Origin of the sequence: Helicobacter magdeburgensis (assembly GCF_000765825.2) — a bacterium.
In the GTDB taxonomy this organism is placed as follows: Bacteria; Campylobacterota; Campylobacteria; order Campylobacterales; family Helicobacteraceae; genus Helicobacter_C; species Helicobacter_C magdeburgensis.
In genome coordinates, this window is sequence record NZ_JRPE02000002.1 from 60363 (window position 1) to 79332 (window position 18970).

General features: G+C 40.3%; 35 protein-coding genes. 33 read left to right on the plus strand and 2 right to left on the minus strand.

Translation table 11 applies throughout. The features are described from left to right. Positions 1 to 236: 236 nt before the first annotated feature. The 20 genes from LS74_RS01585 (at position 237) to LS74_RS01685 (ending at position 10592) form a co-directional block, all read left to right on the plus strand. Complete coding sequence (locus LS74_RS01585) at positions 237 to 746, plus strand: hypothetical protein (RefSeq protein ID WP_138128709.1); 510 nt, start codon at positions 237 to 239, stop codon at positions 744 to 746. A gap of 91 nt (positions 747 to 837) precedes the next feature. After that, the gene (locus LS74_RS01590; protein ID WP_138128711.1) at positions 838 to 1074 is read left to right on the plus strand and encodes a hypothetical protein; all 237 of its coding nucleotides are present in this window, start codon (positions 838 to 840) and stop codon (positions 1072 to 1074) included. Between the two features lie 138 nt (positions 1075 to 1212). Then, complete coding sequence (locus tag LS74_RS01595) at positions 1213 to 1629, plus strand: hypothetical protein (protein WP_034586856.1); 417 nt, start codon at positions 1213 to 1215, stop codon at positions 1627 to 1629. Then, positions 1626 to 1820 (plus strand): hypothetical protein, encoded by a 195-nt coding sequence (locus tag LS74_RS01600; RefSeq protein ID WP_034586858.1) that lies wholly within the window; start codon positions 1626 to 1628, stop codon positions 1818 to 1820. The genes LS74_RS01595 and LS74_RS01600 overlap by 4 nt, the downstream gene beginning before the upstream one ends. A gap of 217 nt (positions 1821 to 2037) precedes the next feature. Next, entirely contained in the window at positions 2038 to 2370 is a 333-nt protein-coding gene (locus tag LS74_RS01605) for a hypothetical protein (protein WP_034586860.1), read from the plus strand. Between the two features lie 177 nt (positions 2371 to 2547). After that, on the plus strand, positions 2548 to 3000 hold the full coding sequence (locus LS74_RS01610; protein ID WP_034586864.1) for a hypothetical protein: 453 nt from the start codon (positions 2548 to 2550) through the stop codon (positions 2998 to 3000). Then, a complete protein-coding gene (locus tag LS74_RS01615; RefSeq protein ID WP_034586868.1) occupies positions 2993 to 3451 on the plus strand; it encodes a hypothetical protein in 459 nt (152 codons plus the stop codon). Before LS74_RS01610 ends, LS74_RS01615 begins: the two co-directional genes overlap by 8 nt. Positions 3452 to 3842: 391 nt before the next feature. Continuing rightward, positions 3843 to 4793: a CRISPR-associated protein Cas4 gene (locus LS74_RS01620; protein ID WP_034586871.1), complete on the plus strand. Its 951-nt coding sequence runs from the start codon at positions 3843 to 3845 to the stop codon at positions 4791 to 4793. 19 nt (positions 4794 to 4812) lie between these two features. Next, positions 4813 to 5148: a hypothetical protein gene (locus LS74_RS01625; protein WP_034586874.1), complete on the plus strand. Its 336-nt coding sequence runs from the start codon at positions 4813 to 4815 to the stop codon at positions 5146 to 5148. A 1-nt stretch (position 5149) separates the two neighbouring features. Beyond that, positions 5150 to 5494, plus strand: a complete 345-nt coding sequence (locus LS74_RS01630) for a hypothetical protein (protein WP_034586876.1) — start codon at positions 5150 to 5152, stop codon at positions 5492 to 5494. 29 nt (positions 5495 to 5523) lie between these two features. Further along, the gene (locus LS74_RS01635; protein ID WP_034586878.1) at positions 5524 to 5814 is read left to right on the plus strand and encodes a hypothetical protein; all 291 of its coding nucleotides are present in this window, start codon (positions 5524 to 5526) and stop codon (positions 5812 to 5814) included. A gap of 195 nt (positions 5815 to 6009) precedes the next feature. After that, on the plus strand, positions 6010 to 6282 hold the full coding sequence (locus tag LS74_RS01640) for a hypothetical protein (RefSeq protein WP_034586881.1): 273 nt from the start codon (positions 6010 to 6012) through the stop codon (positions 6280 to 6282). Next, the gene (locus LS74_RS01645) at positions 6282 to 6599 is read left to right on the plus strand and encodes a hypothetical protein (protein ID WP_034586884.1); all 318 of its coding nucleotides are present in this window, start codon (positions 6282 to 6284) and stop codon (positions 6597 to 6599) included. The genes LS74_RS01640 and LS74_RS01645 overlap by 1 nt, the downstream gene beginning before the upstream one ends. Next, complete coding sequence (locus LS74_RS01650) at positions 6587 to 7066, plus strand: hypothetical protein (RefSeq protein ID WP_034586887.1); 480 nt, start codon at positions 6587 to 6589, stop codon at positions 7064 to 7066. The genes LS74_RS01645 and LS74_RS01650 overlap by 13 nt, the downstream gene beginning before the upstream one ends. Beyond that, the gene (locus LS74_RS01655) at positions 7051 to 7362 is read left to right on the plus strand and encodes a hypothetical protein (protein ID WP_034586890.1); all 312 of its coding nucleotides are present in this window, start codon (positions 7051 to 7053) and stop codon (positions 7360 to 7362) included. Before LS74_RS01650 ends, LS74_RS01655 begins: the two co-directional genes overlap by 16 nt. A gap of 24 nt (positions 7363 to 7386) precedes the next feature. Beyond that, entirely contained in the window at positions 7387 to 8028 is a 642-nt protein-coding gene (locus tag LS74_RS11200) for a hypothetical protein (RefSeq protein ID WP_052086395.1), read from the plus strand. Positions 8029 to 8126: 98 nt separating this feature from the next. Next, positions 8127 to 8726: a hypothetical protein gene (locus LS74_RS11205; RefSeq protein WP_236096755.1), complete on the plus strand. Its 600-nt coding sequence runs from the start codon at positions 8127 to 8129 to the stop codon at positions 8724 to 8726. Then, entirely contained in the window at positions 8723 to 8998 is a 276-nt protein-coding gene (locus LS74_RS01675; protein WP_034586894.1) for a hypothetical protein, read from the plus strand. The genes LS74_RS11205 and LS74_RS01675 overlap by 4 nt, the downstream gene beginning before the upstream one ends. An 8-nt stretch (positions 8999 to 9006) precedes the next feature. Then, entirely contained in the window at positions 9007 to 9450 is a 444-nt protein-coding gene (locus tag LS74_RS01680; RefSeq protein ID WP_052086397.1) for a hypothetical protein, read from the plus strand. Between the two features lie 146 nt (positions 9451 to 9596). After that, positions 9597 to 10592 carry a recombinase RecT gene (locus LS74_RS01685; RefSeq protein ID WP_138128713.1) on the plus strand — a complete coding sequence of 332 codons (996 nt, stop codon included), beginning with the start codon at positions 9597 to 9599 and terminating at the stop codon, positions 10590 to 10592. A gap of 62 nt (positions 10593 to 10654) precedes the next feature. Here the strand turns inward: LS74_RS01685 and vapC are convergent, their stop codons facing one another. Then, positions 10655 to 11065 carry a type II toxin-antitoxin system tRNA(fMet)-specific endonuclease VapC gene (gene vapC, locus LS74_RS01690; RefSeq protein ID WP_034586895.1) on the minus strand — a complete coding sequence of 137 codons (411 nt, stop codon included), beginning with the start codon at positions 11063 to 11065 and terminating at the stop codon, positions 10655 to 10657. Then, the gene (locus LS74_RS01695; RefSeq protein ID WP_034586897.1) at positions 11053 to 11277 is read right to left on the minus strand and encodes an antitoxin; all 225 of its coding nucleotides are present in this window, start codon (positions 11275 to 11277) and stop codon (positions 11053 to 11055) included. The genes vapC and LS74_RS01695 overlap by 13 nt, the downstream gene beginning before the upstream one ends. Positions 11278 to 12022: 745 nt before the next feature. Between LS74_RS01695 and LS74_RS01700 the strand changes: the two genes are divergently transcribed. From LS74_RS01700 to LS74_RS01755, 13 genes are all read left to right on the plus strand, one after another. Beyond that, entirely contained in the window at positions 12023 to 12559 is a 537-nt protein-coding gene (locus tag LS74_RS01700) for a hypothetical protein (RefSeq protein WP_034586900.1), read from the plus strand. Positions 12560 to 12662: 103 nt separating this feature from the next. Then, positions 12663 to 13622: a DNA primase gene (locus LS74_RS01705; protein ID WP_034586903.1), complete on the plus strand. Its 960-nt coding sequence runs from the start codon at positions 12663 to 12665 to the stop codon at positions 13620 to 13622. A gap of 150 nt (positions 13623 to 13772) precedes the next feature. After that, entirely contained in the window at positions 13773 to 14096 is a 324-nt protein-coding gene (locus LS74_RS01710) for a hypothetical protein (RefSeq protein WP_034586906.1), read from the plus strand. After that, complete coding sequence (locus tag LS74_RS01715; RefSeq protein ID WP_084584245.1) at positions 14080 to 14445, plus strand: type II toxin-antitoxin system PemK/MazF family toxin; 366 nt, start codon at positions 14080 to 14082, stop codon at positions 14443 to 14445. Before LS74_RS01710 ends, LS74_RS01715 begins: the two co-directional genes overlap by 17 nt. A 120-nt stretch (positions 14446 to 14565) precedes the next feature. Then, positions 14566 to 15201: a hypothetical protein gene (locus LS74_RS11210; RefSeq protein WP_236096756.1), complete on the plus strand. Its 636-nt coding sequence runs from the start codon at positions 14566 to 14568 to the stop codon at positions 15199 to 15201. A 99-nt stretch (positions 15202 to 15300) separates the two neighbouring features. Next, on the plus strand, positions 15301 to 15624 hold the full coding sequence (locus tag LS74_RS01725) for a hypothetical protein (protein WP_034589582.1): 324 nt from the start codon (positions 15301 to 15303) through the stop codon (positions 15622 to 15624). Between the two features lie 94 nt (positions 15625 to 15718). Beyond that, a complete protein-coding gene (locus LS74_RS01730) occupies positions 15719 to 16276 on the plus strand; it encodes an HD domain-containing protein (RefSeq protein ID WP_236096757.1) in 558 nt (185 codons plus the stop codon). A 102-nt stretch (positions 16277 to 16378) separates the two neighbouring features. Then, positions 16379 to 16741, plus strand: coding sequence for a hypothetical protein (locus LS74_RS01735; protein ID WP_034589581.1), 363 nt, complete (start codon positions 16379 to 16381; stop codon positions 16739 to 16741). Positions 16742 to 16780: 39 nt separating this feature from the next. After that, positions 16781 to 16915, plus strand: a complete 135-nt coding sequence (locus LS74_RS11615) for a hypothetical protein (protein WP_268903678.1) — start codon at positions 16781 to 16783, stop codon at positions 16913 to 16915. Between the two features lie 50 nt (positions 16916 to 16965). Then, positions 16966 to 17484 (plus strand): hypothetical protein, encoded by a 519-nt coding sequence (locus LS74_RS01740; protein WP_236096758.1) that lies wholly within the window; start codon positions 16966 to 16968, stop codon positions 17482 to 17484. Between the two features lie 194 nt (positions 17485 to 17678). Then, positions 17679 to 18020 carry a hypothetical protein gene (locus tag LS74_RS01745; RefSeq protein ID WP_236096759.1) on the plus strand — a complete coding sequence of 114 codons (342 nt, stop codon included), beginning with the start codon at positions 17679 to 17681 and terminating at the stop codon, positions 18018 to 18020. Between the two features lie 21 nt (positions 18021 to 18041). Continuing rightward, positions 18042 to 18437 (plus strand): hypothetical protein, encoded by a 396-nt coding sequence (locus LS74_RS01750; RefSeq protein WP_034588948.1) that lies wholly within the window; start codon positions 18042 to 18044, stop codon positions 18435 to 18437. A gap of 39 nt (positions 18438 to 18476) precedes the next feature. Beyond that, complete coding sequence (locus LS74_RS01755) at positions 18477 to 18779, plus strand: hypothetical protein (protein ID WP_034588950.1); 303 nt, start codon at positions 18477 to 18479, stop codon at positions 18777 to 18779. Positions 18780 to 18970: the final 191 nt, after the last annotated feature.

Genomic DNA, 18970 nt, shown 5'->3' on the forward strand with positions numbered 1-18970 from the left:
TGATTCCTTGTAGGCATAAGGGTTTTTATGCCCTTTTTTTTCGGTAAGTATCTTCCATAAAGGAGATTTGCTCTGTGTATTACAAACACACTACACAGGTATTGTATCTCCTTGGGAGATACTCTATTACAGCAAAAAAAAATCTCCTTTCTGGAAGGTATTTACCTTCTCGCCTTCTACTTCGGTAGCGACAAAATTTTTAAATGACTGATGGCAAAGTCGAACAAGGAGATTGCATGAACGCAACAAAAATTACAAGGACATACGGTAGTGAGCGTGCTCTAGGAGATATTATTCTCAATAAAGAGAATAATAGTGTGTTCAGCACGCTAGATTTTGGATTTTTTGGCTCGGTTACTATCGGGCTAACAAAAGACAAAGAAAATGGTGGCTACACCATTACAAAATCGTATAAGACCAAGGACGGTCAGTTAGCGAGTTTTAATCTGGGGAAGACTTTCCCGGTTAAAGACAAAAATGGTAATGTCGTAGAAGGTATTACCCAAGGGCTCTTTGGCTTGTTAAGAGAGTATGATTCTGCAACGCAGAAGACTCTCACCAAAAATAACGATGGGCTGCAACTAACAACCCATCGTTTGAAAGAGCCAAAACAGCTCGGGGACACCAACTTTATGAAAGTTGGCTGGATAACAGGGAAATTTTGTGTCGAAAAGACACAAGATTCTGCTGCTGAACCAGTAGAAACCCCAACAATAGAAATTTCAGACGAAGACATTCCGTTCTAGTCTGTAATTTCCATACTCCACAAAAAAACAATCCCTCAAAATTATTTTCATAAATACTTTTGTTAATCGCCTTCATTGGCGAGGATTGCTTGTGGAAAAATTTATTCCCAAAAGGGCACAATTTTACTATGCCCTTTGGGGTGTAGGTGTCTTTTTTGGAGTAAAAACTCTAAAACAAAAAAAAAAAAAAGGAGACACCATGAAAGTGTTAAAAAGAGATTCCGCCATACAGGCGAATTTCAAACGGGAGATTTCGTTACAAACACGCATCGTGCGTGATAGAACGAAATATACTCGCAAAATTAAACACAAAATTCGCTACGCGTAGTGGTTTTGTGTCAGCATAAGTTGGCTTTCTAATCTTTGCAAAAGGGTTAGTTAGCCTGTAGTTCCGCGAGGGAGAAACATATTTTCCCTTGTGGAGATATGACACCTCTTTAGCGTGATTGACACTGGGAGGTGTTGTATGAATCTAGTGGAAAAAGTAGCTAAAAAATTGGCTACAAATTTGGCTAAAAAAGAAGCCAAAAAATCTGGGAAGGCAGAGAATCTTTGTTTTGCACTTATATTTGGACAAGTGAGTAGAGGTATTAATGCTTCTGCACACTTTATTCAAAGAGTGCAACAAAGATTTGAAGCGCAGGAGGAAGAGGAGTTGAGCGGAGCAATAGCAAGAGCTGTTAGAGCCACTCAACCTATGGAACAAGGCGGAAATGATATTGCAAAGCCGCAAAAATACTACGATGATATGACAAATATCATTGTTGTATTAGAGCGTGCGGGGCAATTTGGGGCAAGTCTTGTGACAACCTACAAAAGGGGGCAAGAAAATCTCATCTCTGATGATGAATTTTTTGCCCTTCAATCAAGGGGGCTTATATGAGTTTCCTTGAAATTATAGGGATTGTAGCCTCAACCTACTTGATTATGGGGCTTATACTTAGTGCTTTTAGCATTAAGTATGCGCTTCACAGATTTAAGGGGAAGATAGGATTTATCCGCTTCCTCAATTTCATAATCTCACAGCCATTAATTTGGCTTGAGGAGATTATTCAAGGCTTGAAAAAGCCTTAGCACTTCGGTGCAATTTATTCCCAAGAGGGCTTAAGCTTTATGTCCTCTGGGACAAGAGCCTTCTTTGGAGTAGAAATACTTCCGGATTCAGTTTTTTTTAGTCTCGCAAGGACATTTTTTTCTATTGTCCTTGTGGGCGGTGGAATCCTTGCGGAATGTTCCTATTCGTTGGAGAACGAATAGTTGATTCTGCTAGAAGGCAGAGAAAGGACATATTATGTCAGCAACTCAAAATTTTGAATTAGACCTCTTTAAAGGGGAATTTAGTGGATTTCAGGGTTATATGGAGGCTCATACTGAGTATGGGACTCTCGTGAGCCTAGATAAGCTCGGTGATAAGTTTATTGTCACTGAGTATGAAAGCGGAGAAGACGACTATTCAGTTGTCTTCGATAGTTTTGCTGAGGCGCATATTGCGTTTCGACATTGGGTGATAAACATCACCGAAGAAATAGAACTAAAAGAAGATGGGAGCATAGGTCACTATCCCCGTCCAAAAACTGAAGAAATTCAAGCAGGGGCAACTCTGTTTGACTTTTTCGGAATTTAACTCCAAACCACTTAAACCACGCTTGTCGTGGTTTAAAATGTTCCAACAAGGGATTATTAAACATAAGTCCCTTGTGGGGCTTTCTTGTTTAATCAATCCCTTTATGGAGTATTTTTTACTCTGGTGTCAGTTTAGGACCCGAAAGGGAATTGATAGAAACAAAAAAAGGAGTTTCAGATGAAATTAACCGTAAAACTTGTTGAAGAACTCAACAGCTGTTATGGGTCAGATCTAATAAGCTTTTCAGTAGAAAAAGGGGCAACTCTTTTCTACAAAGGGCTTTTAAAATCGTTTATCGAAAAACATTCGATAAGTGATTCTGAGGGATTTCAAAAAGCCTCTCCGTGCTTTTTGGAAGAAATGAGGGAAGCCTGCGATGTTATCGTTGGCTGGAATGAAAAAAAAGCAAATAAAATATGGTGGGAATACGATAACCATGGCATTTTTCTTAAAACTTGCCATGCTTATGAACCCCTATATGTATTCTATTTTGGGGACCATTTTGTAGACCCTGTGAGCATTTTGCGAGAAGAAGGAAAGGTTTCTTTTGAAATCTTCATCGACAATATCGCAGCTTGGGAGCGAGAGTGGGAAGCAGAACTAGAACAAATGGAGGATTCAGATGAATAGAAACAAATTAAAAAAAACAACTCTTAATGAGTTGAACAAATTTTATTCAAGAGAGTGGATTACCTTTAGTGACAAGGGTTTAACCTTGCACTATAAGGGCGATTTAAAAAAGTTCATTGAGGAGAATGAAATTTCTTCCGAAATGGATTTTGATAGAAAATTTGGGGACTTCAGAGATGAAGTTCTCATTAAAAATGGGCTAGATGCCATTTCATTCTGTATGGATAACGATAGATTGTATCCATATCACTTTGGAATGACAAATGCCCCACTATTTGGAATTGAAGGCTGTTTAGGCGTAGAAGATATGCCTGTAAAGCATGCTTTCTTGTTTTTCAACCGCTATCAGGTGGTTGATTGGCTAGAGGAGCTTGTAAAAAGTGGCGAAGTCACTTTCGAAACCTTTATGGATAACACAGAGGCATACGAAGCTTCACTAGATTCTGAATAAGGGGATTAGCCTACAAGATAGCACAAAAAAAGGAGTGCAAAGTTACAAAAAAAATAAAAGAAAAAATAGAAAATGGCGAATGCAATATCACTTCAAGTGGTATCAATTACGACATTTTTGGGAGCGATGGAGCTTTTTTCGTTGTTGTTTCTACTCAATGTAGAAAATTCGATGAAAAAAGCAAGCGAGTGATTTCTGAATATCAGGAACTCACTTGCTGTATCTTTGAAAACGAAGATTCAGCGCTTCATGAATTTGCTTCTATTTTAGAAGCAAATGGGATCAATCTATAAAAGTTTGTGCTTAGGCACTGAATCGCCATAAGGCAGTATTTTTTTTCTGCCTAATGGCAGAGTGCTGTCTTTTTGGCAAATTGCTAAAAGGAGAAAAAATGGCAACAACAAATGAAAAATTTTTAAATTTCCTAGAGAATGGCATTAAAGCCTTCTCTAAGAAAAACACAGCGGAAACCCTAGGGGATCGCTCAACCTATGTCGGTTCGTCTGACATAGGACAATGCCCCAGAAAGGCATTCTTAACGAAAACTATGCCTGTTGAGGCTAGTTTTCAGCAAGAGCTGGTGTTCTTGCGAGGACATATGGCGGAATCTGTGATTCGTTACGGGTTGCAGGGCGGTAAGATTCCATTTGAGGAACAAGTTGAAGTGGCTGGTGAAGGCGATCATGCCTTTATTAAAACCCACATCGACTTCGTTGTAAATATGGGGACTGAAAATATCGTTGTTGAGTGCAAAAGCACCAACGCGATACCAGAGACTCCATATTTAAGCTGGATTTTACAAGTCCAGCTTCAAATGGGACTTCTCCGTAAAAGTAAAAAGGTTGAACGCGGCATTATTGCTGTAATCAACCTCAACACTGGAGCTCTAGAAGCGTTTGATGTTTCTTTTTCGGAAGAAATGTTTCAAATGGCTTTAAGTAGAGCCAAAAACTTGTGGGAAGCTTTGGAAACAAAGCAAGAGCCACAAGCTGAAACGGGAAGCTTATGTAGCTTCTGCAGTTACAAAGGTAATTGCCCTGCGCTCCACAAGGGTGCGGATAGCTTACCTTTAGAATTAGAGCAAGATGCTCTAAGGTATGCGGAGTTGCAAAAGGCACAGAAAGATGCCCAAAAAGAGGCGGATGGGCTTAAATCTAAGCTTATGGACTTTATGAGTGCCACAAACACGAAAAAAGTTCAGGTGCAAGATTTAAGTATTTCCTATAGCCTCATGAAAGGGCGAGTGGGAGTTGACTCTAAGGCATTAGCCGAGCAACACCCAGAGATATTTGAAACCCTCAAAACCGTAGGTAAAGACTATGGTATGTTGAGGATTTCTTAATCAAACAAAAGGAGTAAAAATGTTTGGTTTGTTAAATATTAAAAGCAAGGACATTCAAAACAATGTTCTTGCAAGTTTCAACTATTGCAAATTAAAAAATGCAATAGTTGAAAATGGTATAGCTGATGAGCTTTTTACGCACATCGGCTATGTAACTTCAAAGGAGGGTTTGCTTGCAAACATCTACCTCTTGAAGCTAGAAAAAATGAGTTTTTTAGTCAGCGATGGCTATAAGCTCTACAAAGACAAGCTCTCTAGCGAGTCTAAGGACGAGTTCCTTAGAATTGTTAGAGAAGCAAAAAGTATTGAGATTCTCAAAGAGTCTCTTAAGAAATTAATCTTCAAGGAGGCTTAGTATGTTTGAGGAACTCATAAAACAAAGCCTTGAGGACTCTCAACGAGTTCTTTTGGCTTCAATAGGCAATGGGCTCTTTGAGCTCTATATGTCAAGCTACGAGATCAATGATCTCGAGTTTGGCACAGAAACAGCAGTGATTCTGTCCATTGAGCAATACTTGCTCAGGGCAGATGAAAATGGTGTCATCGAGCAGATTCTCCTTGATGAAGAGGTGATCAAAGAAGATCACATCTATAGAGCAGATGTCTCTATAGACGAAATGGTAAAAATGGTAGCCGAAGAAGCTATCATTTTTGTTGAGGAGTTTTGCAAGGAAGTTTCCTTGCATTACTGCACGCTGTAATGGCGTAATTGAAAAGAAAAGGAAAAACAATGGGATACAGAGCTCATATAATTAAAAATTATGTAGTTGAGGTCGGTGATTGCATCGGCTTCAACTATGACTTATTTGGGTTTCAATCGTTGCTGGAGGAGCTTGAAATACAGCACTTCAGCGATGAAGAGACCTACATAGAGGTAGATAGGGATGATTTACTCTCCCTATCTGAAAAGAAGATTACTTTCCTGTCAAAGGAGAAGCAATCGGCTCTTATGAGTCTAAAACAAATGGCACACGCGCCATACGCCGTCAAAAGCGGCTATGTCCGTGTCCATTGGTATTAAAAAAAAAATAAGTGCCTTTTGGCACTTATTGCAATAAAAAAACCTTCCATTAGGGATTCTTTTTTTTCTATCCCTATGGATAGGAGAATCTCTAATGGAGTGTTTCACTCTAGTGTCAGCCCAAAGTGGGAGTCTAAAATTCCCACTTGGGATTAGGCTCCTTGTATTTTGTCTTAAATAAAAAAGGAGTAAGACATGGAAATTTACACAGCAACAGAAATTTTTCAGGTTTGCATGAACCTGAAAAACGATAAAGACTTCTTGGAAGTCCTTAAAAATGTAATTGCGGAAGCTTCTTCTGCAATTCAAGATAAAGAGTTGGCGGCAAAAGTTGCAAGCCTTTCTGTGTGGAGCTTGGCTGATGAATATCAGTTGGCTTGCCACAGAGGACACGATGCACAATTGTGCATCAATATCGCTCAGGAAAGCCTAGAGCGATTTGCCAACCTCGACAAGGAGGTTGCGTAATGGTCGCCAACAAAAAAATGCAAGAAATTACAAACTTCTTGCAACAGCATCAACACGATGCTGATGTGAAGACGGCATTTTCTGAAGCGAAAGAATTAATTGCTTCGGAAATGTTAAATGCGAAAAAAAAAGATTTTTTTCTTAATCTCTCAATCGCAGAAATGTGTGAAGAGTGGGCTGTTGCTCGCTATTTAGCACATTTTAGCTGTGTTGAGGGTGCAATGGAAAAATTGTTTAATTATGAGCGGACTTTAAGTCTTGCTTATAATAAAACAGTTGAAAAAATGCTGGAAGGGGGTGACCTATGGACAGCATAAAGGCATACGCCAAAGCCTCCAGCCAAGAATGGACTGCGGAAGATTTTGATTCTGCGATTCAGGATGGTTTAGGCTTTTTATGGCGGGGAGAATATGAAAGTTTCTGCATAGAACATGCAGATTTTGAAATTCTCAAGAAAGCTTTTAAAGAAGCTAAGGCTTGTATCCTTAGGGACAAGTCCGGCTTCGTAAAAAGCTTTTTAGGTGGCAAAGATGTGTCAGAAATGGCAGTCTTTGCTAATAGATTGTTTTTCAGCAATCAGCCGTTTGTAGATGGTGTGTTTATCACTCCATACAACGGATGTGTCGATGTAGCGGAAATCCGCTATGAAGGCAAGGTTGCTGAAAAATACCCAAATGTAAAAGCAGCAATGGAGCTAGCTCACGAGATTATCGTGACAACGGCTAATGCCGCTTATGCTTTGGGAATGGAAAATCTAAAGGAGGAGCTATGCGAGAGCCTTTAGATTTTAAAGGTTGCAGCCTTTTTTGTATTGGCGAAGTCTTTTTCGATGATGTCGAATTAGATGAACCAAACAAAAAGGCGCTAAAGATCTTGGATTTTATGGAGTTTAGTGCCCATAAAGTTCAAGGTAGGGTTGGCGAAGAGATTGTCAGCGGCTATATGCTGTTTGATATGCAGCGTAAATGCTATTATGATGATGTTCTTGGCTTAGATGAGCCCTATGTCGCTCAAAGTATAGAAGCTCTCTTGGAAATGATTCCAGAGGCTTACTTTGAGGACTATGGGATAGAGTTATAAAAAAACAAAAGAAAAGGAGCAGAAATGCTAAGAAAAAATTACAACAAACTCGAGGAAATCTCGAGAGAATTTCTTTGGGCTATCGAAGCGATACCCGAAGCAAGGGAGCTCAAACTTGATAAGAGATTGTCTCTTGTTGAGGTTGAGAGCGAGTTTTCCGAAGAGGAGGACAGGGGAATATTCAATATTCTCCTAGATGGTGAGGTAGAGCTTTTTGAAAGAAAGCTTTACACGGACTATAGCGCGCATAGCGTTATGGCTCTGTTGGAGATTTTAAACTCTTTCTTGGAAAAAGAATTTTTTAGGAAAGAGTTTAGGTTGTTCAAAGTCGATCGCGATGTTGCTTACGACTTGAGAACACAAACACAACATAACAGACACGATGCTTGTAATATTGTGTTTGCAGAGGAATACAAGCCTGTCAAAGACTATGAGCTACAGCAAAAAATCCTAGAAGCTTCAAGTTACAGACTTGGTGCTTGCCACTATGAGCTATCTGGTGGCATACTCTCCGCAGTCTATACGGATTGTGGAATCGCGGAAGTGCAAGATGTAGAGGGTGACCTCTATATTATTCACAAATGCGAAGAAGGAACAGAAGAGGAGTATGTGAAAGTAAATGAGCTCCTTGATGATGCTTGGATAGCCAAAGGGTTTGAAATTTAAGTTGTGCCACTAGGCACTGAATAAGCCATAAGGCAGTATTTTTTCTGCCTTATGGCAGAAGTGCTGTCTTTTTGGCAAATTGTCAAAAGGAGTAAAATATGGCAAAAGAGTTAAATTTTGGAGTTTTTATGAAGGATCACGATATGGTTCTTTGTAACAACATAGGAGAATTATTCCACTTGGAATATGGTTTTGAGGTTCCTGAGAACTTTGAACCGTATCAAATTTTTCTCACTAATTTTAGTGAGAATGATGTGGAATATTTTTCAAATACATACGGGTTGAAATTCGCATATTGCGAAGAATTAGACCTGTATCTTTTTTTAAACGACATCTGTTTCGGGATGTCGTTTGAAGATGTGGTCATAAAACCACTTCCAACAATGGAGGACTTGGATTACTTCCAAGATCTCCTGTTGGAAGTGAGTAAAGGGCTTGTTGGCTTTCAAGCCGGTTGCATCCAAGCCTACGATGATGTTTCTGCAATTCTAGATGAGCCTATTCTCATCGAATTTGCAGAAAAGTTTGTCAGAAAGCTAGAGGAAGCTGGTTTGAATGCAACAGCCCTCAAGGACACAGACAAAAGCGATAGAGTAGATACCTATTGTGCTGTTGTGTTTGGAAAAGAGATAGCAGAGGCGCTTGACTATATGTTAAGCAAGGGCTGCTATGAGTTAATGCAAAAGGAGAAAAAATGAAAAAAAACATTTTAGTGAGCTTCAACAGCTCAGAAAGCTTGGAATCTACACTTCGTGTGTATTCAAATACAAATGAGTTGCGTGAAGCGATTCAGGAAGAATTGGAAAGTCTTCAATCTCAGTATTTTGATCTTGGAGATGTCGAAGTGGCAACCCAAGATGAGATTGAGAGTTTTCTAGGCGGCTTAGATGGTCTTGAAGACTATTTAAGCTTGTATAGAAGCTGTGATGGTGCTGAAAGGGCGATCACAGCAAGAGTCGTAAGACTCTAGGAGGAAGCATGTTTGTGATAGTGAAAACTTTCAAAGGAGAAGTGGTTGAATCGCTCTCCTTTAAAAATTTTATCACAGCGCAGAAGCATATTCTGTCTGCTGTGAATAAGGCGGCGGAAGCTCAGGGCTTTGAGGAGAGCTTTTCATCTTATGATGAATGGCTTAAATCAAAAGCTAGGGCTGAGGGCAATGAGGATTATCAACTCATTACCCCAGTGCCGCTAAAGGAGTATCTCGGAAAATTAAAAATCCGAGATACCAATGGCGTGGAAGTTGAGATTGAGAATATTTTGACTTCCGAGACAGATGGAGATGAAGAAATCGTCCTAGGTGGCTTTGCTACCGGGGATGGCGAGTTTATTCCATTTGAAGAGTGGGCTATGGTGTGGCACCAAGCGAATCAGTATGACCCAGAGTCGTATTGGTATTACGCTAGTGAATACCAGCCATAGCCATTCATAAATATTCTTAGAGGGATTCCCTTAACAATCCCTCTAAGGGATGGTTTTGGTGAATCCTTCTATAGAGTATTTAATACTCTAGCCTGTAAAAAAATTTTAAGTCTTGCTCTAACAGGTGGCAAGCAAAAGGATTTGAAATGAAAAATCAAATTGTAAGCCAGAACCAAAACCTCGTTGCTTCAAATGAGGCGGCAAAAAGCAAAGCCATAGAGTATTTAAGCTCAATGGGTTTGAATTTGCCTCAAGGGCAGAAAGAGCAATTCCTAGAATTGTGCCAACTCTTGAATTTAAATCCATTCCTCCGCGAAATTTACGCTGTTGGATACAAGGATAAATTCAACATCATAATAGGCTACAACGCCTATTTGAAAAGGGCGGAAATGACAGGAAAGCTAGGACACTGGAATCATTGGACCGAGGGAGAAGGAGATAAAATGAAAGCGGTGATTGAAATTCATCGCAAAGATTTTACCGGACCCTTCCGCCACGAGGTCTATCTTGCCGAATATAAGCAAGATACACAGATCTGGAGAACCAAGCCAGTGACAATGATAAAAAAAGTAGCTGTAGCGCAAGGCTTCCGCCTTGCCTTTCCAACTGAGTTCGGCTCAATGCCGTATATTCAGGAGGAATATGATCCAGAAATGGATCAGCCACAGCCACAGGCGGACCCGAAATCTTTCTCCGAGCTCAAGAGTGCTTTAGAGCCTCTTGGTGTAAAGCTGGAGATGAAGGGAGGCTTAACAGCCAAAGCAAGTGGCGCTGTTTTTAACAACAGCGCTGCGTTAAAGTCACTTGGCTTTGTCTTTGACAAAGCTCAAGGGGCTTGGTTGCACAACAATGTCAGCGATGATATTGTTGAGGCTGTTGTGGAAGAATCCACAGGGAACAATTTTGATACCTTCGACAAGCTCGAAGGCTATATCAATACCTGTGGCTTCAAAATTAGCGAAGTGAAGGAAAGTGCCAATGGCATTTACTTCGCCAAGCTGGAAGTGGTTCCCGGAATGGAAGCCGATGCAGGGAAACTCCCTGAAGGTGCCATTCAAAAAGGGGACTTTTTTGTCCTCAATGTGGATGCTCTTTATAGAGCCCACATTGGGAATAGTCAAGCAGCAGAAGCTTTGTTCTAGTTGCTGACAAAGGGAGAGGTGTTTATTCATCTCTCTAGCAGTTTTAGGGCTTTCTCAAAACCCTACACCTTCTTAATCCAATTTTCTATATTAAGATTCTGAACTCTCTCAAATTCTTTCGTATTGTTTGTGATAAGAACCAAGTTGTTGGCTATAGCGGTGGCAGCTATCAACATATCCATAGAGCCTATCAGAGATTTTTTACGCTCTAAATCAGCCCTAACACTTGCATAGACACTAGCTTCTTTGTTCCCAAAATTCACAACCTCAAGATTTGCTAGAAATGCACTAAGAGCTATTGTGTTTGGTTCTTTAAATCTTGATTTTTCCACACCAAAATACAATTCAGCTACGCTAATGGAACTTATAGCAACATCTCCTATTCTATATTGCAAAAACTTGCCCTTAATGTATTCGGGCTTGTTGTTGAGAATATAGATACATATATTCGTATCAAGCATTATTTTTGCCATTCTCTATCCTGTATGGGTGGTTGCTCTCTCTTTATCTCTCCGCAAAAACTATCAACAGCAAAAAACAAATTCTCCCAGCTCGTATTGCTTGGCGTCAGAATAATACTTTGATTTACTTGTCTGATTTCAAGCTCACAATCCTTAGTAAGATTCAATGCCTTTGGTAATCTTATCGCAAGTGAATTGCCACTTTGAAACACTTTTGCTCTCATCAATTACTCCTTCTTTGTATATACATAGAAGTATATACATTTTAAGTAAATATCACAAAACAAGCAAGACCGCTTTTTTATGCACCACAAGGCTTTTCATATTGACTTTTTTCAGCTAAGATCCAACCATAAATTTTTTATTTCATTCTTTCATTAGAATCGAAATCTATCGCCTTTCGCATTGCAAAGCGCGTTCCGTTCATTAGAAGCGGTAAAACATGCCAAGTAGCCCCATTATGCAAATTTGCATTTTTGTTTCTCATCAAAACAATAGGGACGGTGTAGGAAAACCTACGAGCTACTCAGAAGTAAGACCATAGATGTCTTGCAACTACAAGATGATAACTTGTAGATACTAGGCTGTCTGTCTTTACAGATATGCCCTTAGGCTTTTTATGCCTGAATTTATTGCAAACATTCCATAAAGGGATTAAAACCTAATCCCTCGTGGATTGTTTTGATTTTTTTATGGAGCGCTTGCTCCTCCGACAGATGTCGGCACCTCTTCACAATAAAAATATCCCCCACAAACAATTAGCTCATTTTTTCGGATTAAATTCCGTTCCAGTGTTGCCTGCTGACGATCAGGATTAAGCCTCGGCTTTAATGTTTTTAATGAGCTATTGTTGCCTTAGTGAGAGATATTTTTGTGAAGAGCTTTTCAGCCCAAGGTGGGAACTATTTGATTCCCACTTGGGAGTCTTGTGTTCCTTGGATTTAGCACAAAGATTAAAAGGAGTGCAAAATGAAAATAGTTAAAATCGTTGAAAAAAAACAAAAAAAACTTTCTTTTGGGAAGGTGGCATTTCCGCCCTACCAAAAGAAAAGGGCTTGTAAGGTTGAGCTTGAGCTTGGGCTTACAACTATGAGTGATGGGAGTGTCCGCTTCTCTGTGTGTGGTTCTATATGGAATCACTTGCACACCGACATATACAGCGGCGGGCAGAATGATGAGACCATTAGGGCTCTCATCAAAGAAGGCGAGCTATCTGCATCGCCCCTTCTGTTGGAGATTATTGAGTTGTGGGATAAATACCACCTCAATTATCTTAAGCCCGGGACACCGGAGCAAGAAGAGGCGGTGCAAAAGGGCTTTGAAACCGGAGCTATAAAAAGATTCCAAAAGGAGTCTTTTTATGATCAAGCGGTAAGGTATCTTAAAAGTGTTGGACTTTACGAGGTTCAGCACGAAGGGAAGCCATATCGCTATGGCTCCGCATGGATATATTCTTCAATTCCTGAAAAGGATTTGAAGAGAATCCGAGAGATAATGGAAGGGTAACCTTTTTTTATCTCTATTCAGCCCAAGGTGGGGATTTTTACATTCCCCACGGGGCGTGTGATTTTCCCTCTTTATTTCCTGCTATGCAGGGAAAGGAGAAAAAATGGAATCAACAAGAGAGAGCGCAGCCTCGGCTCTAATGAGCCTTGGCTATAAAATCTCTCGTTCTTGGCATTTTGCCATACGGGACGAGAGAACGCCAAGCGCGTTCATTAATCAGAATGGACACATTCATGATTTTGGAAGCGATTGGCACGGAGATTTCCCCTCCTTTCTCCAAGAGTTTCATGGCTTTCACAATATTGGCGATGCCATTCGTGAAGCACAGAGGCTCTTGGGAATGGAGATTCCTTTTGATTTTGCAGACTTTGACAAAAGCGAGCAGAAGAAAAAGGAAGGCTTCATAGACGAGAAGTGGTTAGAGCAATATCGCTCTAACAGAAAAACGCACTTTGAGGCTTATTCAAAGCTTCTCAGGGCGTTGCTTCCATCAGTGAAGTCAGGGGAAAGAAGGCGTGAAATTGCCTTGCGGTATGATATTGGGTATCAGCCAGCAGGCAATTTCAAAGGAAAGCCCTTTCCAGAGCGGCTAATAATGCCTATTCGTGATGAAGCAGGCAGAACAGTCACTCTATGGAAGTATAACCCAACACTCGCTAAACACGAGCGGTTGCGTTATACAAGAGGGCGAAAGAGAAGTGCGTTTAATCTTTCAGACCTTCTAAAATATAGAGAAGCTCCACAAGAGCCTATCTTTATAGTTGAAGGCGAGAAGGATGTAATTAATGCTGTGGCGCATGGTATTCGTGCTATTACGCCCGGCAGCGCAACTTCTCTATTTGATGCAAGCCAGTTGAGCATGTTCAAAGATCTTCGCCTAATGGTGGTTGGGGATTATGATGAAGCGGGGAAAAACTTTAACGCTGCCATAAAAAAGCAGCTTAAAGCCCACGCTAAAGTCGTGAGCGTGCTTGACTGGGAAAAGTTTCTTGAGTCAAAAGGCAGAGCAGATCTCTTGAAAAAGGGTTTTGACTTGAGCGACTGGCTCGAGAAACGAAACTAGCCTTTTAAGGCTAGAAATATTCCATAAAGGGATTTCTTTTTATCCCTTTATGGGGTAGGACAAATCTCTTTCTGGAGTGTTTTCACTCTAGGGTAGAAATATCCTTGCAACATAGAAATATGTTGCTAAAAAATAAAAAAGGAGGAAAAGATGATAGTAGCTTATTATCATCAAAATATGGTAGAATTGACAACAGAAACCTTAAAAGGAGTGAGTATGAAAATGCCACTTGCTGTCAATAACCACAAAGAAGAAAGCCTCCAAAAGAATTATGATAGTTGCAAAAACGAATTGCGACAAATCATGATTTCTAAAAGGGGAGAAAAAGGGGAGCAAGATTTCAATGCTTTAATGAAACGCATCGAAAACAAAGAGGCGTGGAATGAAGCCTATAAAATCTTGGCTCAAGATGAGGAATGGAACAAAGAAGAAAAATGGTTAGGAAATGTTGCGGTAAATGATGGGATTGAATAAATCCATCATTTTGCAGGGCGAAATATGGAAATGCAATTTTGATCCACAAGTTGGTTCAGAAATAGCAAAGTCTCGCCCCGCAATAGTAATTAGCTCAGACAAAATTGCAAGTTTTGACACCAAAATTGTAGTGCCACTTACAACATGGCGCGATAAATTTGAGGGCGTTCCATTTATGGTTAGGATAGAACCTAACTTAGAAAATGGACTTAGCAACCCGTCTGCAGCCAATTGCCTGCAAATCAAGAGCTTCGATCGATTGAGATTTGTTCGCAAATTAGGAACAATCGATAGGGAAACTCACCTAACCATATCTTTAATCCTATTTTCCTCTATTAAACCCTTCTAACTTTCTTCATCAGCCCGGCGGTGTGGGAATGACATTTTGTATTCCCACACAGGGACTGCTATGTCTTCCTACTATTTATTTGTCAAATTATTTGTCAAAAAACAAAAAAAAGGAGAGACAATGAGAATCTACAAAATCACAAGGTCAGAATACCAAAATCAGGAAGGATACTTTCCTCCTGATACAAAGGTATTCGCAGAAAAATCTGAAGCAGAAGCTTACTTCAAGCTTCAGATTGAAAACAATCTCAATGCTTGGATCCTTTTGGGCACAAGCATTGAAGAAATCGAAGAGTGGCAAAAAACCCTATTCGAAAAAGGAGAAATACCTTTTAGGTATTTCTTCGATGAGGAGCAACTCATCGTTGGCGAGGCGTTGTGCCGTTGCTGTGGCGGAAGCCTCAAGCCATCAGCGGTGGAAGATTATAAATACTTCTGCCCGAATTGCGATGAGGATTTCTACAGCTTCGAGGCTGTAGAAGCGCCTCAAAAGGAGGACCGCAAGATCATTGCGGCAATGGGAAGCCTTAATTTCGTGGAGCAAAGCATCTGGGTTAAAACCCCTGATGAACTGAAGCAGCTCCTATGGGAGAATGTAGAATCCTCAAAAGAGGATTTGGACGACTCCTATGAGTTTGCTCTACAAGCGGAGATTTCCGTCTTTGTTGATGAATGTGGGGATATTGAAAGGTATCTTCCGCTGTATTCTAGCAAAAACGGAAAAGAGGAATTTGGTGTAACAATCAAATACCTCTAAAAAGCCCCTAGTGTTTGGGAATATCGATTTCAATATTCCCAACACGGGGTATTGATGTCTTCTCATAAGATGTTTTAAAAACAAAAAAAAGGATAGAAAATGAAAAAAATAGTAAATCTAACCCCGCACAACCTCACCATTCACAATGGTGAAGGAGAAACGACACAAATCGCTCCAAGCGGTATTGTGGCAAGAGTGGCTAGTAAAAAAGAAAATACAGGGTGCATCGATGGTATCCCTGTATTTAAAACAGCTTTTGGTGAGATCCAAGATCTCCCAGAAGCTCAAGAGGGTGTGATTTACATCACTTCTCTTCTAGTTGCGCAAGCAGCTAAGAGAGCTGATGTATTCAGCCCCGGAGAGTTGCTTCGCGATGAAGCAGGACAACCTATAGGTTGTTTAGGTTTAGCAAGCCATTGCTAAACCCTCTATTCAGCCCGAGTGGGGATTTTTACATTCCCCACGAGGTGTGTAATTTTCCCTTTTAAATCCTGTTATACAGGGAAAGGAGAAAAACATGAGAGTGATGAATGCAAGCGGACGGCTCATTGATCCGTTTGACTTGCAGGAAAAGGATTTTGACCCAAAAGTCATAGCGCAAACTCTTTCAAGAGTTTGTAGATTTTGGGGTCAAACAAAAAGATTCTATTCTGTCGCCCAGCACTGCTTGGTGATGGTTAGAATATTTGAAGGGAATACGGAGCTTCAGAAATGGGCTCTTATTCATGAAGTCTTTGAGGGTTTAACGGGTATGGATGTTCCAACACCCATTAAGAAATCCCCTCAAATGGCTCAATATAGGGAAGCCGAAGAGAGATGTTTGCTTCAAGCAGCTGAAATTTTCGGCTTAACTCCGCCTATGCCAGAAGAGATTAAAATCGCTGACAAGCGATTGATGGTCTCTGAGGCACTTGTGCTTATGAATAGTGAAAACTATGACTGGGCGCAATTAGCGGAGCCTTATGGAGAGGAAGTGTTATCTCAAATTCAAGAAGAGTCTATGCTACAAGACATGCAATATGTTGAGCATAGATTTCTGAAGGAATTTGAGAGGTTGTTTGGGAACAAAATGTAATAGCCTTCCAAACATTATTAGAGTCCCTAGGGGTGCATTTTTATCCCCTAGGGGATATGTTGTGCCCCTTCATTTGTGCAAAAAAATAACAAAGGAGAGCACATGACAAAAAGAGAAATAAAAAAAAGAATAAGCCAAAAACTCGTAAGAGAATTGGCTCATTATGACATTGTTGGTAGCTGGAATAGCACCAACAATGTAGAGGTGGTGAGCTTGTTTAGCGGTCTCGTAGTGATTGAGATTGCCAGAACAAATCTAGGCGGCGGTAAATTCAGGTGGAATACATCCCTATATTCAGGGAATGTATGCGACTTGGACAAGAAAGGGATATTGAGCGAATTTGGCGGAAGAACAGCAGAAGATGCTGTATTAAGCGAAGATCGCTCAAATAAAGAATCAGCGATAGAAGTCGCTACTATGTGGGCTCACACCGCCCTCAAAAACAACACTAACATTATAGGTTAGTGTTGTAGGAAAGAAGAAAAACAGACAAAAGGAGAAAAAATGAATAAACAAGTCATTTATGGAATCATTTCAGAGGCTGTTGAAGTCTCTGAAAGCACAACTTTGTTTGCGACTTATGCAAACAAAGAGGACCGCGACGCGGATTTTGTTGCTATGGCAGATAATGTCATGTAACAATTCGACCCAGATTGGGAAGAGCCCATCGAAACAGTGGAAGATGCAGAGTGTTTCTTCTGCGAGTCAGCGGCGGAGTGCTTGTAGAAAAAGCAGGGGAGAATTTGCAACATTATGTTGCACTGGCATGGCAAAATAGCCTGTTTAATGGCTATTGCAACAGCCACTCCGACATAAAAGAGGCTGAAAAGTCTCTAAAAGGTGTGATGAAAAGTCACATCAGAAGACTTGCTGCTAAATTGCAAGACCCAGACAACCACGAGTTGTCTGAAGAGCAGGACGCTTACACGCGTGCTGCGTATCAGCTGGATTCAGAATTAAGGTTTGCTCGTATCACGAGCTACCTTAATGGAGTTGAAGTTGCGGAGCGGACATATTCCTTCTGCGACTTGATTGATTCTGTATTGGCAGATGATCAGGTCACTTGGGAGCTTTGCCCACATTGTGGCGATGAAGTTGAGCTTGATAGAATTTTCAAGACTCAATCTTGTCCTGCCTGTGGTGAGCAAATCTTGCCTTGCAGTATTTGCGAACAAGATAATTGCTCCAAGTGTCCGCTGGAGAAGTAGTTAGGTGTGCGTTAAGCACTGAAATAGCCAAAAGAGGCAGTATTTTTATTGCCTCTTTTGGCGATAAATGCTGTCTTTTTTTGGCAATGCCAAAAGGAGGCAACAATGATAAAACAAATTTTAATCACCACGCTTTTCCTGTGTGGTTTAGGAAGCGCAGTTGCGTTTTCAACTACGCAGGAAAAGGAGAAAAAGTGCGAGCTTCAGGGCAATGCGAAAGCGTTGTTCCAAAGTGGCTTCAACCAAGCCACTGGAGCTTGCAAATGAGCCAAGCCGTGCAAAGCAAAATACTCTACAATAGAGTGTTTGCTGCGATTCTGCAATATTATGGGATTAATCCCAAAAATATGTGGAAACGCAATGGTGTATATGGCTGCGGGCATAGCGGCATGTATTTTTATCCAGATGAGCTTACTTTTAGTAAGTGGGAAAAAGTCAGCCGCTATGTGGGTGGAAAATACGAACACGAAAGCGTGGAAGTATTTTTCAAGGTGTCCGTTGATGCCAAGGGCATTGAATGGACTAAGGTATCTTGATTATCAACGAAGGAGTGCAAAATGAAAATTGAATTAGGCGAAAAACTCAAAGTCTTGGCAGAGGCAAACGATGGATTTGCCGATAGAATTAACCAAGAAATTGAAGACATGAGCAAGCTCAAAGATTATATATGGAACGCTTCCTATGATGAAAGCATAGGTTTTACTAAGAATGACAATACATTTTTAGTTGAAACCTTCACTTACACTCGCCCAAACAATAGACTTGCTTGTGAGCTTATCCTTAGTCAAATCCTTACTAGGATTGACAAATATGGCGATATACACACAAGCAAAAGCCTCATGATAGAATCCTATTCTTTTGAGGTTCATTATGGCGACAAAGGAGCAAGCAAGGCACTTGGCTATGCGTGGCATGTAGCTGAAAGCTTTGTGGAAACTCTAAGGGATAGATAGGCAAAGCTATACCTATGTGAAAAGCGAAAGGAGAAAAAAATGTCACCCATTTATATGAAGTGCTCGAGACACTTCTGGGAGCGTGTCGAGCAAAGAGGGATTGACCTCTCCGCTGTCGTTGATGTAGCTAAAAAGCTAAACAACGCTAAAATCGGGGAGGTCATCAAGGGAGGCAATGAAAGGACAACAATTGTTGCCTCTCGAGATTCTGCTGGGCACGCTACATTTATAACGGCGTATCCTAGCAGGAAAGAAAACTCTCCAGAAGTGATTACAGAATCACGAATGGAGAGAAAGGGACTAAGAATAGTCTCTAAAACAAAAAAACACCTAAAAAAATAATTTTTTGGTGTTTTTCCTCGGATGAGGTTTTTCTTTTTTTATCCTTATTTTCTTCAAATATAAACAAGAACAATAATTAAAATTAAACTATAAATTTTGGAACAAATTTTATGCCTTTTTTTGTTTTAAGTTTTTTGTTCCAAATTTGTTACCAAAAATTTTTATTTTTTTCAAAATGTCAAGAATCCGCT